Below are 13,207 nucleotides of genomic sequence, written 5' to 3'. Positions count from 1 at the left end.
CGGGCCCCCGGCCGTACCGTGAGCCGCCCCACGCGGACTTCGCCGAGGACCCCGCGCGGGACCCGCCGGCGGCGTAGGCTCGCCCGTATGCCGATCCGCGCAGTGCTGTGGGACATCGACGACACCCTGTTCGACTACACGGGGGCCGATGCGGCCGGCCTCGCCGCCCACCTGCGCGACGAGGGGCTCGGGGAGCGCTACGGATCCCCGCACGAGGCCCTGGCCCTCTGGCGCAGGATCACCGAGCTGAACTGGGCCCGCTTCGCCGCCGGCGAGGTCACCTTCCAGGGCCAGCGGCAGGACAGGGTGCGGGACTTCCTCGGCCGGCCGGCCATGGCGTCGTCCCAGGCCGACGCCTGGTTCGACCGCTACGTGGAGCACTACCGGGCCGCCTGGGCACTCTTCCCGGACGTCCTGCCCGCCCTGGACGCCCTCGCCGGCACCCACCGGCACGGGGTCCTCTCCAACTCCTCCGCCGCCAACCAGGACCCCAAGCTGCGCCACCTCGGCCTGCGCGACCGCTTCGAGGTGCTGGTCTGCGCCGCCGAGCTGGGGGTGAGCAAGCCCGACGCCGCCGCCTTCCTGGCCGCCTGCGAGGCGCTCGCGCTGCCACCGGCCCAGGTCGCGTACGTGGGGGACCAGCCGGAGATCGACGCGCGCGGCGCGCGGGACGCCGGACTGACGGCCGTCTGGCTCGACCGGCAGGGCGGCAGGGGGCCCGGTCCCTCGGGCGTACACAGGATCGAGGGGCTCGAGCGGCTGCCCGAGGTGCTGGCCGTGGATACCCGTTTTGGAGCACGGTCAGGCATCCGGTAATGTTCTTTCTGCGCCGGGGAACGGGCCGAAAGGGCCGGAAACCACAGGCGCCAACCAAACGAAAGGCCCCCAGGGGCTTGAAGTTCGGTGGGCTATAGTGTAATTGGCAACACGAGGGTTTCTGGTTCCCTTATTCTAGGTTCGAGTCCTGGTAGCCCAGCGCAGTGCAGTAGTAACGCAGTGCTTTGCCCCCGTTGTGTAGCGGCCTAGCACGCCGCCCTCTCAAGGCGGTAGCGCCGGTTCGAATCCGGTCGGGGGTACAGATCCTTCCCGCGGGATCTCCAGGGTCGCTCCCGGAGATCTTGATGCAGGATCGCTAGGGCCCCCGTTGTGTAGCGGCCTAGCACGCCGCCCTCTCAAGGCGGTAGCGCCGGTTCGAATCCGGTCGGGGGTACCAAGGTCTGGCAGGTCTAGACCATTGGGCTATAGTGTAATTGGCAACACGAGGGTTTCTGGTTCCCTTATTCTAGGTTCGAGTCCTGGTAGCCCAGCGCAGTACCGCAGTAAAGCTAGCCCCCGTTGTGTAGCGGCCTAGCACGCCGCCCTCTCAAGGCGGTAGCGCCGGTTCGAATCCGGTCGGGGGTACGAGAGGAGAGGCCCTCCGCGATCATCGCGGAGGGCCTCTTCCGTATGTCCGGGGCCGGGTCCGGCCGGCTGGTGTCGGGGTGCAAGTGCGGGCCCGGAGGCGCGAGTTCGGACGTGTGCGGCGTCGTACGCGCCCCCGGGCCCGGGGGTGTGGTGGAGCAGGGCGGGATCAGCCGGAGCGGCGCAGGGCCTCCGTCAGACGGGCGGCCGCGTCTATGACGGCCTGGGCGTGCATGCGCCCCGGGTGGCGGGTCAGGCGCTCGATCGGCCCGGAGACCGACACGGAGGCCACCACGCGGTTCGAGGGGCCCCGTACGGGCGCCGAGACGGACGCCACGCCGGGCTCCCGCTCGCCGATCGACTGGGCCCAGCCGCGGCGGCGTACGCCGGACAGGGCCGTGGCCGTGAAGCGCGCGCCCTGCAGGCCGCGGTGGAGCCGCTCGGGCTCCTCCCAGGCCATCAGGATCTGCGCGGCCGAGCCCGCCTTCATCGGGAGCGTGGAGCCCACCGGGACGGTGTCCCGCAGGCCCGACAGCCGCTCGGCGGCCGCCACGCAGATGCGCATGTCTCCCTGACGGCGGTAGAGCTGCGCGCTCTCGCCCGTCACGTCACGGAGGTGCGTGAGCACCGGTCCGGCCGTCGCCAGCAGGCGGTCCTCGCCGGCCGCGGCGGCAAGCTCTGCCAGCCGCGGGCCGAGGATGAACCGGCCCTGCATGTCCCTGGCCACCATCCGGTGGTGTTCCAGTGCCACGGCCAGTCGGTGTGCCGTGGGTCGTGCGAGCCCTGTCGCCGCGACCAGCCCGGCGAGGGTGGCCGGACCGGACTCCAGTGCGCTCAATACCAGAGCTGCCTTGTCGAGAACGCCGACGCCGCTAGAGTTGTCCATGAAACGATATTCACGTCTCACACTGTGAAACGCAAGTTCAAATTTTCCAAGAACGAGCGAGTCTGTATGTGCGGGTCCACGAACCACTGGGTCCGAGCCGTCGTTCCGCGGGTGGGGTAGCGGGCGATCAGGCGCACCACATCTCTACATAAGCGCCGGCCCGACCGGCCGGCCGGAGGGAAAGCGATGGGTAGGACACTCGCGGAGAAGGTCTGGGACGACCACGTCGTCCGGCGCGCCGAGGGCGAGCCCGATCTCCTCTTCATTGATCTCCACCTGCTGCACGAGGTGACCAGCCCGCAGGCCTTCGAAGGTCTGCGTCAGGCCGGCCGCAAGGTCCGCCGCCTGGACCTCACCATCGCGACCGAGGACCACAACACCCCCACCCTCGACATCGACAAGCCGATCGCCGACCCCGTCTCCCGGGCCCAGCTGGAGACGCTGCGCAAGAACTGCGCCGAGTTCGGTGTCCGCCTGCACTCGCTGGGTGACGTCGAGCAGGGTGTCGTCCACGTCGTGGGTCCCCAGCTGGGCCTGACCCAGCCGGGCACCACCGTGGTCTGCGGCGACTCGCACACGTCCACGCACGGCGCCTTCGGCGCGCTGGCCTTCGGCATCGGCACCAGCCAGGTCGAGCACGTGCTGGCCACCCAGACGCTGCCGCTGGCCCGCCCGAAGACGATGGCCATCACCGTCACCGGCGAGCTGGCCGAGGGCGTCACCGCCAAGGACCTGATCCTGGCGATCATCGCCAGGATCGGCACCGGCGGCGGTCAGGGCTACGTCCTGGAGTACCGCGGCGAGGCCGTCGAGAAGCTCTCGATGGAAGCCCGCATGACCATCTGCAACATGTCGATCGAGGCCGGCGCCCGCGCGGGCATGATCGCCCCCGACCAGACCACCTTCGACTACCTGGAGGGCCGCGACCACGCCCCCAAGGGCGAGGACTGGGACGCGGCGGTCGCCTACTGGAAGACGCTGCGCACCGACGACGACGCCGTCTTCGACGCCGAGGTCGTCATCGACGGCGCCTCGCTGTCCCCGTTCGTCACCTGGGGCACCAACCCGGGCCAGGGCGCGCCGCTGTCGGCCAGCGTCCCCGACCCGGCTTCGTACGAGGACGCTTCGGAGCGCCTGGCCGCCGAAAAGGCCCTGGAGTACATGGGGTTGACGGCCGGACAGCCGCTGCGCGAGATCAAGGTCGACACCGTCTTCGTAGGTTCCTGCACCAACGGCCGCATCGAGGACCTGCGCGCCGTCGCCGGCATCATCGAGGGCCGCAAAGTCGCCGACGGCGTACGGATGCTGGTCGTTCCGGGCTCGGTCCGGGTCGCCCTGCAGGCCGTGGAGGAGGGTCTGGACAAGGTCTTCAAGGAGGCCGGCGCCGAATGGCGGCACGCGGGCTGCTCGATGTGCCTGGGCATGAACCCCGACCAACTGGCCCCCGGTGAGCGTTCCGCGTCCACCTCCAACCGCAACTTCGAGGGCCGGCAGGGCAAGGGCGGGCGCACCCACCTGGTCTCCCCGCAGGTGGCCGCCGCCACCGCGGTACTGGGCCATCTGGCCTCGCCCGCCGACCTGTCCGCCGCCGACGCGACCGCCGGAGTCTGAACCATGGAAGCCTTCACCACCCACACCGGCCGGGCCGTTCCGCTGCGCCGCAGCAACGTCGACACCGACCAGATCATCCCGGCCCACTGGCTGAAGAAGATCACCCGCGACGGGTTCGAGGACGGGCTCTTCGAGGCCTGGCGCAAGGACCCGCAGTTCGTCACCAACCGCCCCGAGCGGGCCGGCGCGACCGTCCTGGTCGCCGGTCCCGACTTCGGCACCGGCTCCTCGCGCGAACACGCCGTCTGGGCCCTGCAGAACTTCGGCTTCAAGACGGTCATCTCCTCCCGCTTCGCCGACATCTTCCGCGGCAACTCGCTGAAGAACGGTCTGCTGACCGTCGTCCTGCCGCAGGAGACCGTCGACCGGCTGTGGGAGCTGACCGAGGCCGACCCCACCGCCGAGGTCACCGTCGACCTGGTCGACCGCAAGGTCCGAGCCGAGGGGATCGAGGCGGAGTTCGAGCTCGACGACAACGCCCGCTGGCGTCTGCTGGAGGGCCTGGACGACATCTCCCTCACCCTTCAGAACGAAGCCGACATCGACGCGTACGAAAGCGGCCGCCCGGCCTTCAAGCCGAGCACCATTCAGCACTGATTCCTGCCTGATCAGCGCTTATTCACCCTCGGGTGATCACATCGACAACACCGTGCCCCCCGCCTTCCGGCGGGGGGCACAGCCGTATGTTGAGGCCCCGTGAGGCGACAACTCGCCCCAGATGGCACAATCTGTGCATGGAACGCGACAGTCAACTCGAGCTCTACGAGCTCGTCGCGGACCGGTTGAAAGAAGCACACGCAAGGGTGCGCGCACTGCAAGTCCCGGAGGGCGTAAGGATGACGCTGTCCCGGAAGCTGTTGGTCGTCACCGCCGCGGCGAAGCACGATCTCGCCGACGCGGCAAGGCGCCTGGACAGGTTGATGAAGGACCTCGACGAGGGTCGATTCCCTGAAGGCGACTGATGCGAAGGAACTCCGTAACGGCCTACATCGTTGCGGCACTAGGGTGATTAGCCCGTTTCGTGTTTGATTTGCGGTATATATCCGCCTAACGTGCGAAATAAGCTTGAACACATTCGTTCTGGCGATGTCTCCGAAGGGGAAGACGTGAACAAGGCGCAGCTCGTAGAAGCGATTGCCGACAAGCTGGGTGGCCGCCAGCAGGCCGCGGACGCCGTCGACGCGGTACTGGACGCCATGGTCCGCGCGGTCGTCGCGGGCGACCGGGTCTCGGTCACGGGCTTCGGCTCGTTCGAGAAGGTCGACCGTCCGGCCCGCTACGCCCGCAACCCGCAGACGGGTGAGCGCGTCCGGGTCAAGAAGACCTCCGTCCCCCGCTTCCGCGCGGGTCAGGGCTTCAAGGACCTGGTCAGCGGCACCAAGAAGCTCCCCAAGGGCGACGAGGTCGCCGTGAAGAAGGCCCCCAAGGGCAGCCTGACCGGCGGTGCGTCCGCCACGGTCAAGAAGGCCGCCGCGAAGAAGGCCACCACGGCGAAGAAGGCCGCCGCGAAGACCACGGCCGCCGCGAAGAAGGCCACCCCGGCGAAGAAGGCCGTCGCCAAGAAGACCGCGACGCCCGTCAAGAAGAGCGCGGCGAAGACCACGGTCGCCAAGAAGGCCGCGGCCACCGCCAAGAAGGCCACCCCGGCCAAGAAGACGGCGACGGCGGCCAAGAAGACCACCGCCACCGCGAAGAAGACCGCCCCGGCGGCCAAGAAGGCCACCGCGACGAAGGCGCCCGCCAAGAAGACGGCGACGCGCAAGGCCACCGCGAAGAAGACCACCGCCCGCAAGAAGTAGGGGCACGGGTTACACACGCCGGGCCGGCTTCCCCCTCGGGGAGGCCGGCCCGCGGTGCGTTCCCCGGCAGGTCACGGGCCCGTCGCCGGGCCCGGCGGCGGCGTCAGAAGGTCTGCAGGGTCACCAGCGTGATGCGCAGGGCAGGGCCCTCGCCGTCGGTCTCGATCCGGACCCGCTGCCCGGGCCGCAGCAGCCGCAGGCCGCCCGCGTCGAAGGCCGCGGCCTCGAAGGGCACCGGGGTGCCGTCGTCCAGCAGCACACTGCCGCTGCGGGTCTGGGAGTCGTACGTGTACGCGGTCGCCTGCATACGGGAACTGTATCGGGCGGTGTGCCGCCCCACCCCGAGGGCCAGGGCCGTGCGCAGGTCCGCCCCGGTGTCCACGTCGCGGCGCACGCTCTCCACGTCCGCGAGGGCTATTTCCACCGCGCCCGATGCCGAATGCCGGGCCCGGGAGGGACCGCCGAACGAAGGTGCCAATTCCACGTCGGGTGCCGCGGAAAGCAAGGTGGTGCCGATTCCCGCCGCATCCGCCAGAAATGCCCGGGGAAAATTCCCCGCGATATCGAGCACACGTAGCAATTCCGCCGCCCGCAGGGCCGGCAGGTCCGCGTTCATCGCGGCCACCGCCGTCCCGGGCCGCCCCGCCCGCACCACCCGCGCCCCGTGGTCCAGCGCGGCGTTGAGGCCCGCGCCCGGAGCGTCCGGCAGGATCCGCGCCCCCAGCCGCGCCAGCTCCGCACCCGCCACGGCGTCGTCCGTGACGACCACCACATCCGCGACGGACGCGCAGGCCAGAGCCCCCGCGACGGTGTCCTGGGCGAAGGCCAGCGCCAGCCCGGGCCTGGACCCCCCGACGGCCGCCGCGAGCCGGCTCTTGGCCAGCGCCAAGGGCTTCAGCGGGACCACCAGGCTCCATGCGGCGTTCGTGGCGGCCCCCTTCCCTCCGGTGCGCTGCGGCACCCGCCCGACCCATCGGCAGGTCATGGCCCGGTCATCACTCGGCCCATTGTCGCCCCCGAGCGACCGCAGGGGGGCCTCCCGGTGCGAGCGGGGCGTACGGTGTCCTCGACAGAGGCCGGACCCGCAGCGACACTTGTCCGGCCCACAAGGTGCCCACGCCACGCACCGGTCCTAGAGGAAGGTGTCCGAGTGTCCCGCCGCAGAATCGGCTTCTGGTACCGCCTGGCGGCGGTCATCGCAAAACCGCCGCTGGTGGTGCTCTTCAGGCGGGACTGGCGGGGAATGGACCACATTCCGGCCGACGGCGGGTTTATCACCGCTGTCAATCACAACTCGTATCTGGACCCGCTCTCCTACGCGCACTTCCAGTACAACACCGGCCGGGTGCCTCGTCTGCTCGCCAAGGCGGGCCTCTTCAAGGTGCCTTTCGTCGGCATGATCCTGCGCGGATCCGGACAGATCCCCGTCTACCGCGAGACCACCAACGCCCTGGACGCATTCCGGGCCGCCGTGGACGCGGTCGAGCGCGGTGAATGCGTTGCCTTTTACCCGGAGGGCACCCTCACCCGCGACCCGGAGATGTGGCCGATGGCCGGCAAGACCGGCGTCGCCCGCGTGGCGCTGATCACCAAGGCCCCCGTCATTCCCGTCGCCCAGTGGGGCGCCAATCTCGCGATGCCGCCGTACGCCAAGGAGAACAAGGTCCGGCTGTTCCCGCGCAAGACCCTCCAGGTCCTCGCCGGTCCGCCCGTGGACCTCTCGGCCTTCTACGACCGCGAGCCCACGCCCGACGTCCTCAAGGGCGCCACCGAGGCCATCATGGCCGACATCACCAAGCTCCTGGAGGAGCTGCGGGGCCAGCAGGCGCCCGCCGAGCCGTACGACCACCGCAAGGCCAGGGCGGAGCAGCGGCGCAAGGCCGCGGGGGAGGGCAAGAAGTGACACGTCCCGTGAAGGCGGCCGTCTTCGGAACCGGCTCCTGGGGCACGGCCTTCGCCGTCGTCCTCGCCGACGCCGGCTGCGAGGTGACCCTGTGGGGCCGCCGCCAGGAGCTCGCCGACGCCATCAACACCGGCCGGACCAACCCGGACTACTTCCCGGGCGTCGAACTCCCCGCGAACATCCGCGCCACCACCGACGCGGCCGACGCGGCCCGGGACGCCGACTTCGCGGTCCTGGCCATCCCCTCCCAGACCCTGCGCGCCAACCTCGCCGAGTGGGCCCCGCTGCTGGCGCCCGACACCGTCCTCGTCTCCCTGATGAAGGGCATCGAACTCGGCACCGCCAAGCGGATGAGCGAGGTCATCGAGGAGGTGGCCAAGGTCCCCGCCGAGCGCGTCGCCGTCGTCACCGGCCCCAACCTGGCCCGCGAGATCGTCGCCCGGCAGCCCGCCGCCTCCGTCGTCGCCTGCGTGGACGAGGCCGTGGCCCAGCGCCTCCAGGCCGCCTGCCACACCCCCTACTTCCGGCCGTACACCAGCACCGACGTCATCGGCTGCGAACTCGGCGGCGCCGTCAAGAACGTCATCGGCCTGGCCGTCGGCATCGCGGACGGCATGGGCCTGGGCGACAACACCAAGGGCTCACTCATCACGCGCGGCCTCGCCGAAGCGACCCGCCTGGGCCTGGCGATGGGCGCCGACCCGCTCACCTTCTCCGGCCTCGCCGGCCTCGGCGACCTCGTCGCGACCTGCTCCTCGCCGCTCTCCCGCAACCACACCTTCGGCACCAACCTGGGCCGCGGGATGACCCTGGAGGAGACCATCGCGGTCACCCGCCAGACCGCGGAAGGGGTCAAGTCCTGCCAGTCCGTGGCGGATCTGGCACGCCGGTACGGAGTGGACATGCCGATCACCGACACGGTCGTCGAGATCGTGCACCACGGCAAGCCCCCGCTGGTCGCGCTGAAGGAACTGATGGGCCGCAGCGCCAAACCGGAACGTCACTGACACCTTTCCGGACGCTTGAGCGGGTACTCTCGTGGCGATATGAGCAGCGAGAACCTCCCCCAGACCCCTGAGCAGCAGGGCCGCAAGCCCCGCGTGGCCGTCGTCTTCGGCGGCCGCAGCTCGGAGCACGCCATCTCGGTCGTCACCGCGGGCGCCGTGCTGCGCTCCATCGACCGGTCCAAGTACGAGGTGCTGCCCATCGGCATCACCACGGACGGCCGATGGGCCCTCACGGCCGACGCCCCCGAGCGCATGGCCATCGCGGACCGGCAGCTCCCCAGCGTCGAGGCGCTGGCGGAGTCCCCGGACGGCACCGTCGTGCTCCCCGTCGACCCCGCCAGCCGCGAGGTCGTCTACACCGAGCCGGGCGCCGTCCCCAAGGCACTGGGCGAGGTCGACGTCGTCTTCCCCGTGCTGCACGGCCCCTACGGCGAGGACGGCACCCTCCAGGGCCTCCTGGAGCTCTCCGGCATCCCGTACGTCGGCTGCGGCGTCCTCTCCTCGGCCGTCGGCCAGGACAAGGACTACATGAAGCGGGTGTTCGCCTCCTACGGGCTGAACGTCGGCCCGTACGTGACCATCCGCCCCCGCGAGTGGGAGGCCGACCAGGCCGCCGCCACCGCCAAGGTCCTCGACTTCGCCGGCGAGCACGGCTGGCCGCTGTTCGTGAAGCCCGCCCGCGCCGGCTCCTCCATCGGCATCACCAAGGTCGACGACGCCTCCGGGCTCGACGAGGCCATCCGCGAGGCCCGCCGCCACGACCCGAAGGTCATCGTGGAGGCGCTGCTGCGCGGCCGCGAGATCGAGTGCGGCGTCCTGGAGTTCGAGGACGGGCCGCGCGCCAGCGCCCCCGCCGAGATCCCGCCGGTCTCCAGCCACGACTTCTACGACTTCGAGGCGAAGTACATCGACTCCGCCACCGGCCTCGTCCCCGCCCCGCTCACCCCGGAGCAGACCGCCGAGGTGCAGCGGCTCGCGATCGACGCCTTCGAGGCCGCGTCCTGCGAGGGCCTGGTGCGCGCCGACTTCTTCCTCACCGAAGACGGCACCTTCGTCATCAACGAGATCAACACCATGCCCGGTTTCACGCCGATCTCGATGTACCCGCGGATGTGGCAGGAGTCGGGCATCGAGTACCCGGAGCTCGTGGACCGGCTGATCCAGGCCGCCCTGCGCCGCTCCACCGGACTGCGCTAGCCGCACACCCGGCGCCCCGAACAGCCGACCGCCCGCTGGAACGATCCAGCGGGCGGCGGTGTGCGCGGGGCGGACGGAGGGCGGGCGGGCGGACGGATCAGTACGAGGAGATCCCGGCCGGGACCGACGCGGCCACGGCCGCGGACAGACCGACGAGCATGCTCGCGTCCGTGGCATGCTCCTTGTCGATCCACACCTCCGTGTAGGCCAGCCGGCCCGTGGTGGTGAACCGCAGACCGCCCTCCGGGGGCTGTTCCACCAGCCAGCCGACGCCGTTGACCTCGACGCCGTCCGCCTTGGGATCGGCCATCTTGGGGGGCTTGGGGATACCGCACCGCAGTACGATCGCCGAGCCGCCCCACGCGGCGGTCAGGTCCGTCTCCGGTGCGGTGACGGACCGGGCCAGCCCCGACACCGTCTCCGGGAGCTCCCTGTGCAGCGCCGCACAGAGCTGCGCGACACCGGCGGGCGGAGCCGGCGGGGGCGTCACCCGGGCCTCGGAGGCCCCGGGGGCGCAACCCGCCAGGGTCACGGCCGCCACCAGGGCGGGCAGGGCCAGTAGACGGAGGGGCCGGTGGTGCGAAGACATCACCGGCCAAGACTAGACGGGGGCTACAGATGGACCACCGGGCAGGTCAGGGTGCGGGTGATCCCCTCCACCTGCTGGACCTTGGCGACCACCATGCGGCCGAGATCGTCGACGGTGTCGGCCTGGGCGCGCACGATCACGTCGTACGGCCCCGTCACGTCCTCGGCCTGGATCACCCCCGCGATCTTGGAGATGGACTCGGCGACGACCGACGCCTTGCCCACCTCGGTCTGGATGAGGATGTACGCCTGTACCACGGAACCTCCAGGGCGGCCACGAGGATCATTTCCCCTAACCTTCGGATGGGCCCGGGGAGATCGGGCGGGCCCGGGGACGAAGGGACGCCACGGTACCGCGTCGCCGCGTGCCACGGGGAGACCCGGGGGCCCGGCGCCACGCACAGCGGGGCGTACGCAGAGCAGAAGTTGACGTATCTGTTGACGGTACCCAGAGCTGTGACGGCTCGCGACCGCAAGCGGACTTGCCAAGAAGGGGCACAGCGATGAAGGGCACTGTGGGCGAGCTGGGGGAGTTCGGGCTCATTCGGGAGCTCACCTCACGGCTCACCACCACCCCGGCGGTCCGGCTCGGACCCGGGGACGACGCCGCGGTGGTGTCGGCCCCCGACCGGCGGGTCGTGGCCAGTACGGACATCCTGCTCGAGGGCAGGCACTTCCGCCGCGACTGGTCCACCGCCTACGACGTCGGCCGCAAGGCCGCCGCACAGAACCTGGCCGACATCGCCGCCATGGGCGCCGTGCCCACCGCGCTGCTGCTCGGCCTCGTCGTCCCGGCCGAGCTGCCGGTCACCTGGCCCACCGAGCTGATGGACGGCATCCGCGACGAATGCCAGGTCGCGGGCGCCGCCGTGGTCGGCGGCGACGTCGTGCGCGGCGACACCATCACCGTCTCCATCACCGCCCTCGGCGACCTGCGCAACCACGAGCCCGTGCTGCGCTCCGGCGCCCAGCCCGGCGACGTCGTCGCCGTCACCGGCTGGCTCGGCTGGTCCGCGGCCGGTTTCGCGGTGCTCTCGCGCGGCTTCCGCTCCCCCCGGGCCTTCGTCGAGGCCCACCGGCGCCCCGAGCCGCCCTACCACGCGGGTCCCGCGGCCGCCGGGCTCGGCGCCACCGCCATGACCGACGTCAGCGACGGCCTGATCGCCGACCTCGGGCACATCGCCGAGGCCAGCAAGGTCCGCATCGACCTGCGCTCGGGCGCCGTGGACATCCCGACCCAGATGCACGACATCGGCCAGGCCGTCGGCGTCGACCCGCTCCAGTGGGTGCTCACCGGGGGAGAGGACCACGCCATCGTGGCCACCTTCCCGCCCGACGTGAAGCTCCCGGCCCGCTGGAAGGTCATCGGGTCGGTCCAGCACCGCTCCGCCCTGCCCCAGGTGACCGTGGACGGCGCCCCGTGGACCAGCACCGGCGGCTGGGACCACTTCGGCGCCGACCCGGCCGACGGGGAGACCGCGTGAGCCTCGCCGGGGCCGCCCCGCCGCTGTGCCTGACCGTCGCCGGATCCGACTCCGGCGGCGGCGCGGGCATCCAGGCCGACCTCAAGACCATGCTGGCCCTCGGCGTGCACGGCATGAGCGTGGTGACCGCCGTGACCGCCCAGAACTCCCTCGGCGTGAAGGGGGCCTGGGAACTGCCCGCCGAGGCCGTCACGGCCCAGTACCGGGCCGTGGCCGACGACATCGGCGTGCACGCCGTCAAGACCGGGATGCTGTCCTCGGCCGTCCTCGTGGAGACGGTGGCCGAACTGCTGGCCGGCACCCCCGCCCCGGCCGTCGTGGACCCCGTCGGCGTCTCCAAGCACGGGGACGCGCTGCTCGCCGCCTCGGCGCTGGACGCCGTACGGCGGGAACTGCTGCCCAGGGCCACGGTCGCCACCCCGAACCTGGACGAGGTGGCCCAGCTCACGGGGCTGGCCGTGGAGACCGAGGACGACATGCGCCGGGCCGCCGACGCGGTCCTCGGCTACGGCCCCCGCTGGGCGCTGATCAAGGGCGGCCACCTCGCGGCCCACGGCGACGAGGCCGTGGACCTGCTCAGCGACGGCTCACGCGAGCTGTGGCTGCGGGCCCCCCGGCACGACAACCGGCACACCCACGGCACCGGCTGCACGCTCGCCAGCGCCATCGCCGCCGGCCTGGCCAAGGGCCTGGACGTGCCGGAGGCCGTCACGGCCGCCAAGGAGTACGTCACCGGCGCCATCGCGGCCGGCTTCGCCCTCGGCGGCGGCATCGGGCCGGTGGACCACGCCTGGCGGTGGCGCTGACCGGCACACCTCGACGTCGAGGCCGCTTCCCGCCCCGGACAAGGCAAAAGGCCGGTTCACCAGAGGTGAACCGGCCTTCTTGGCAACCGGAAAGAGCTGCGCTACGACGACGGGAGGCGTCAGCGCGAGACCTTGCCGGCCTTGATGCACGAGGTGCAGGCGTTGAGGCGCTTCGGCGTCCCATTGACCACGGCACGGACGCGCTGGATGTTCGGGTTCCAGCGACGCGAGGTGCGGCGGTGCGAGTGGGAGATGTTGTTGCCGAAGCTCGGCCCCTTGGCGCAAACGTCGCAGTTGGCAGCCACAGGTCACTCCAAGACTTCAGATGCAATTACGGTGGAATCCGGCGCACCGGAATCAGAGATCTGAAGTGGCTTGCCGGACGAATGACCCGACTCTCGACGGGCAACCTGAGCAGCATACAACGACTGCTTGGGTCCGAGAAAACTACCATGACGGGACCCCGCTCCGCCCCGGGGCCCCCGAGCGGAGGGCTCCCTTCGTTACCCTGCGGTGAACCCTGGC

The 13,207-nt window shown here is 71.1% G+C and carries 14 protein-coding genes, 5 tRNA genes and 1 pseudogene; 15 read left to right on the top strand and 5 right to left on the bottom strand.

Annotation, left to right across the window (positions count from 1 at the left end):
* Window positions 1–87: 87 nt before the first annotated feature.
* The 6 genes from ABD973_RS08575 (at window position 88) to ABD973_RS08550 (ending at window position 1,401) form a co-directional block, all read left to right on the top strand.
* Window positions 88–816 (top strand): HAD family hydrolase, encoded by a 729-nt coding sequence (locus tag ABD973_RS08575; protein WP_345499595.1) that lies wholly within the window; start codon window positions 88–90, stop codon window positions 814–816.
* Window positions 817–904: 88 nt separating this feature from the next.
* Window positions 905–976, top strand: a tRNA-Gln gene (locus ABD973_RS08570).
* A 27-nt stretch (window positions 977–1,003) separates the two neighbouring features.
* Window positions 1,004–1,076 (top strand) — tRNA-Glu (locus tag ABD973_RS08565).
* Window positions 1,077–1,137: 61 nt separating this feature from the next.
* A tRNA-Glu gene (locus tag ABD973_RS08560) sits at window positions 1,138–1,213 on the top strand.
* Window positions 1,214–1,235: 22 nt separating this feature from the next.
* Window positions 1,236–1,307 (top strand) — tRNA-Gln (locus ABD973_RS08555).
* A gap of 21 nt (window positions 1,308–1,328) precedes the next feature.
* Window positions 1,329–1,401: transfer RNA gene (locus ABD973_RS08550), tRNA-Glu, on the top strand.
* Between the two features lie 169 nt (window positions 1,402–1,570).
* Here the strand turns inward: ABD973_RS08550 and ndgR are convergent.
* A complete protein-coding gene (gene ndgR / locus ABD973_RS08545) occupies window positions 1,571–2,287 on the bottom strand; it encodes an IclR family transcriptional regulator NdgR (RefSeq protein ID WP_007266782.1) in 717 nt (238 codons plus the stop codon).
* A gap of 186 nt (window positions 2,288–2,473) precedes the next feature.
* Here ndgR and leuC point away from each other — a divergent pair, with 186 nt between their 5' ends.
* The 4 genes from leuC to ABD973_RS08525 all read left to right on the top strand — a co-directional run bounded on the left by leuC (window position 2,474) and on the right by ABD973_RS08525 (window position 5,697).
* Complete coding sequence (gene leuC, locus ABD973_RS08540) at window positions 2,474–3,898, top strand: 3-isopropylmalate dehydratase large subunit (protein ID WP_125822620.1); 1,425 nt, start codon at window positions 2,474–2,476, stop codon at window positions 3,896–3,898.
* A 3-nt stretch (window positions 3,899–3,901) separates the two neighbouring features.
* Window positions 3,902–4,495, top strand: coding sequence for a 3-isopropylmalate dehydratase small subunit (gene leuD / locus ABD973_RS08535; protein ID WP_125822621.1), 594 nt, complete (start codon window positions 3,902–3,904; stop codon window positions 4,493–4,495).
* A 137-nt stretch (window positions 4,496–4,632) separates the two neighbouring features.
* The gene (locus tag ABD973_RS08530) at window positions 4,633–4,860 is read left to right on the top strand and encodes an SCO5555 family protein (protein ID WP_007266785.1); all 228 of its coding nucleotides are present in this window, start codon (window positions 4,633–4,635) and stop codon (window positions 4,858–4,860) included.
* Window positions 4,861–5,004: 144 nt separating this feature from the next.
* A complete protein-coding gene (locus ABD973_RS08525; RefSeq protein WP_125822622.1) occupies window positions 5,005–5,697 on the top strand; it encodes an HU family DNA-binding protein in 693 nt (230 codons plus the stop codon).
* Between the two features lie 312 nt (window positions 5,698–6,009).
* On the opposite strand, the pseudogene cofC reads toward ABD973_RS08525, so the two are convergent.
* Window positions 6,010–6,682: pseudogene (gene cofC, locus ABD973_RS08520) on the bottom strand (2-phospho-L-lactate guanylyltransferase); the annotation flags it as partial.
* A gap of 165 nt (window positions 6,683–6,847) precedes the next feature.
* Here cofC and ABD973_RS08515 point away from each other — a divergent pair.
* From ABD973_RS08515 to ABD973_RS08505, 3 genes are read left to right on the top strand one after another with little or no spacing between them, the layout of a single operon-like run.
* Entirely contained in the window at window positions 6,848–7,600 is a 753-nt protein-coding gene (locus ABD973_RS08515) for a lysophospholipid acyltransferase family protein (protein ID WP_125594576.1), read from the top strand.
* Complete coding sequence (locus tag ABD973_RS08510) at window positions 7,597–8,607, top strand: NAD(P)H-dependent glycerol-3-phosphate dehydrogenase (RefSeq protein WP_125594577.1); 1,011 nt, start codon at window positions 7,597–7,599, stop codon at window positions 8,605–8,607. Before ABD973_RS08515 ends, ABD973_RS08510 begins: the two co-directional genes overlap by 4 nt.
* 39 nt (window positions 8,608–8,646) lie before the next feature.
* The gene (locus ABD973_RS08505) at window positions 8,647–9,804 is read left to right on the top strand and encodes a D-alanine--D-alanine ligase family protein (protein WP_125594578.1); all 1,158 of its coding nucleotides are present in this window, start codon (window positions 8,647–8,649) and stop codon (window positions 9,802–9,804) included.
* Window positions 9,805–9,901: 97 nt separating this feature from the next.
* Here ABD973_RS08505 and ABD973_RS08500 read toward each other — a convergent pair whose 3' ends face one another.
* Entirely contained in the window at window positions 9,902–10,393 is a 492-nt protein-coding gene (locus ABD973_RS08500; protein ID WP_345499586.1) for a DUF3515 family protein, read from the bottom strand.
* A gap of 23 nt (window positions 10,394–10,416) precedes the next feature.
* Window positions 10,417–10,650 carry an Lrp/AsnC ligand binding domain-containing protein gene (locus ABD973_RS08495; RefSeq protein WP_007266792.1) on the bottom strand — a complete coding sequence of 78 codons (234 nt, stop codon included), beginning with the start codon at window positions 10,648–10,650 and terminating at the stop codon, window positions 10,417–10,419.
* Window positions 10,651–10,895: 245 nt separating this feature from the next.
* On the opposite strand from ABD973_RS08495, the gene ABD973_RS08490 reads away from it, so the two are divergent.
* Window positions 10,896–11,876, top strand: a complete 981-nt coding sequence (locus tag ABD973_RS08490) for a thiamine-phosphate kinase (protein ID WP_042801879.1) — start codon at window positions 10,896–10,898, stop codon at window positions 11,874–11,876.
* A complete protein-coding gene (gene thiD, locus ABD973_RS08485; protein WP_125594581.1) occupies window positions 11,873–12,682 on the top strand; it encodes a bifunctional hydroxymethylpyrimidine kinase/phosphomethylpyrimidine kinase in 810 nt (269 codons plus the stop codon). The genes ABD973_RS08490 and thiD overlap by 4 nt, the downstream gene beginning before the upstream one ends.
* Before the next feature lie 119 nt (window positions 12,683–12,801).
* Here thiD and rpmB read toward each other — a convergent pair whose 3' ends face one another.
* Window positions 12,802–12,987, bottom strand: a complete 186-nt coding sequence (gene rpmB, locus ABD973_RS08480; protein ID WP_007266795.1) for a 50S ribosomal protein L28 — start codon at window positions 12,985–12,987, stop codon at window positions 12,802–12,804.
* Window positions 12,988–13,207 lie beyond the last annotated feature (220 nt).

Origin of the sequence: Streptomyces racemochromogenes (assembly GCF_039535215.1) — a bacterium.
Classification (GTDB): domain Bacteria; phylum Actinomycetota; class Actinomycetes; order Streptomycetales; family Streptomycetaceae; genus Streptomyces; species Streptomyces racemochromogenes.
The sequence above is the reverse complement of the archived record's forward strand: the minus strand, read 5'-3'. Positions and strand labels throughout refer to the sequence as shown.

Bases quoted from the DNA above. Each gene is read 5' to 3' on its own strand.
- leuD (WP_125822621.1), top strand. From the start codon at position 3,902: ATGGAAGCCTTCACCACCCACACCGGCCGGGCCGTTCCGCTGCGCCGC.
- ABD973_RS08530 (WP_007266785.1), top strand. From the start codon at position 4,633: ATGGAACGCGACAGTCAACTCGAGCTCTACGAGCTCGTCGCGGACCGG.
- ABD973_RS08500 (WP_345499586.1), bottom strand. From the start codon at position 10,393: ATGTCTTCGCACCACCGGCCCCTCCGTCTACTGGCCCTGCCCGCCCTG.
- ABD973_RS08505 (WP_125594578.1), top strand. From the start codon at position 8,647: ATGAGCAGCGAGAACCTCCCCCAGACCCCTGAGCAGCAGGGCCGCAAG.
- ABD973_RS08575 (WP_345499595.1), top strand. From the start codon at position 88: ATGCCGATCCGCGCAGTGCTGTGGGACATCGACGACACCCTGTTCGAC.
- leuC (WP_125822620.1), top strand. From the start codon at position 2,474: ATGGGTAGGACACTCGCGGAGAAGGTCTGGGACGACCACGTCGTCCGG.
- ABD973_RS08490 (WP_042801879.1), top strand. From the start codon at position 10,896: ATGAAGGGCACTGTGGGCGAGCTGGGGGAGTTCGGGCTCATTCGGGAG.
- ndgR (WP_007266782.1), bottom strand. From the start codon at position 2,287: ATGGACAACTCTAGCGGCGTCGGCGTTCTCGACAAGGCAGCTCTGGTA.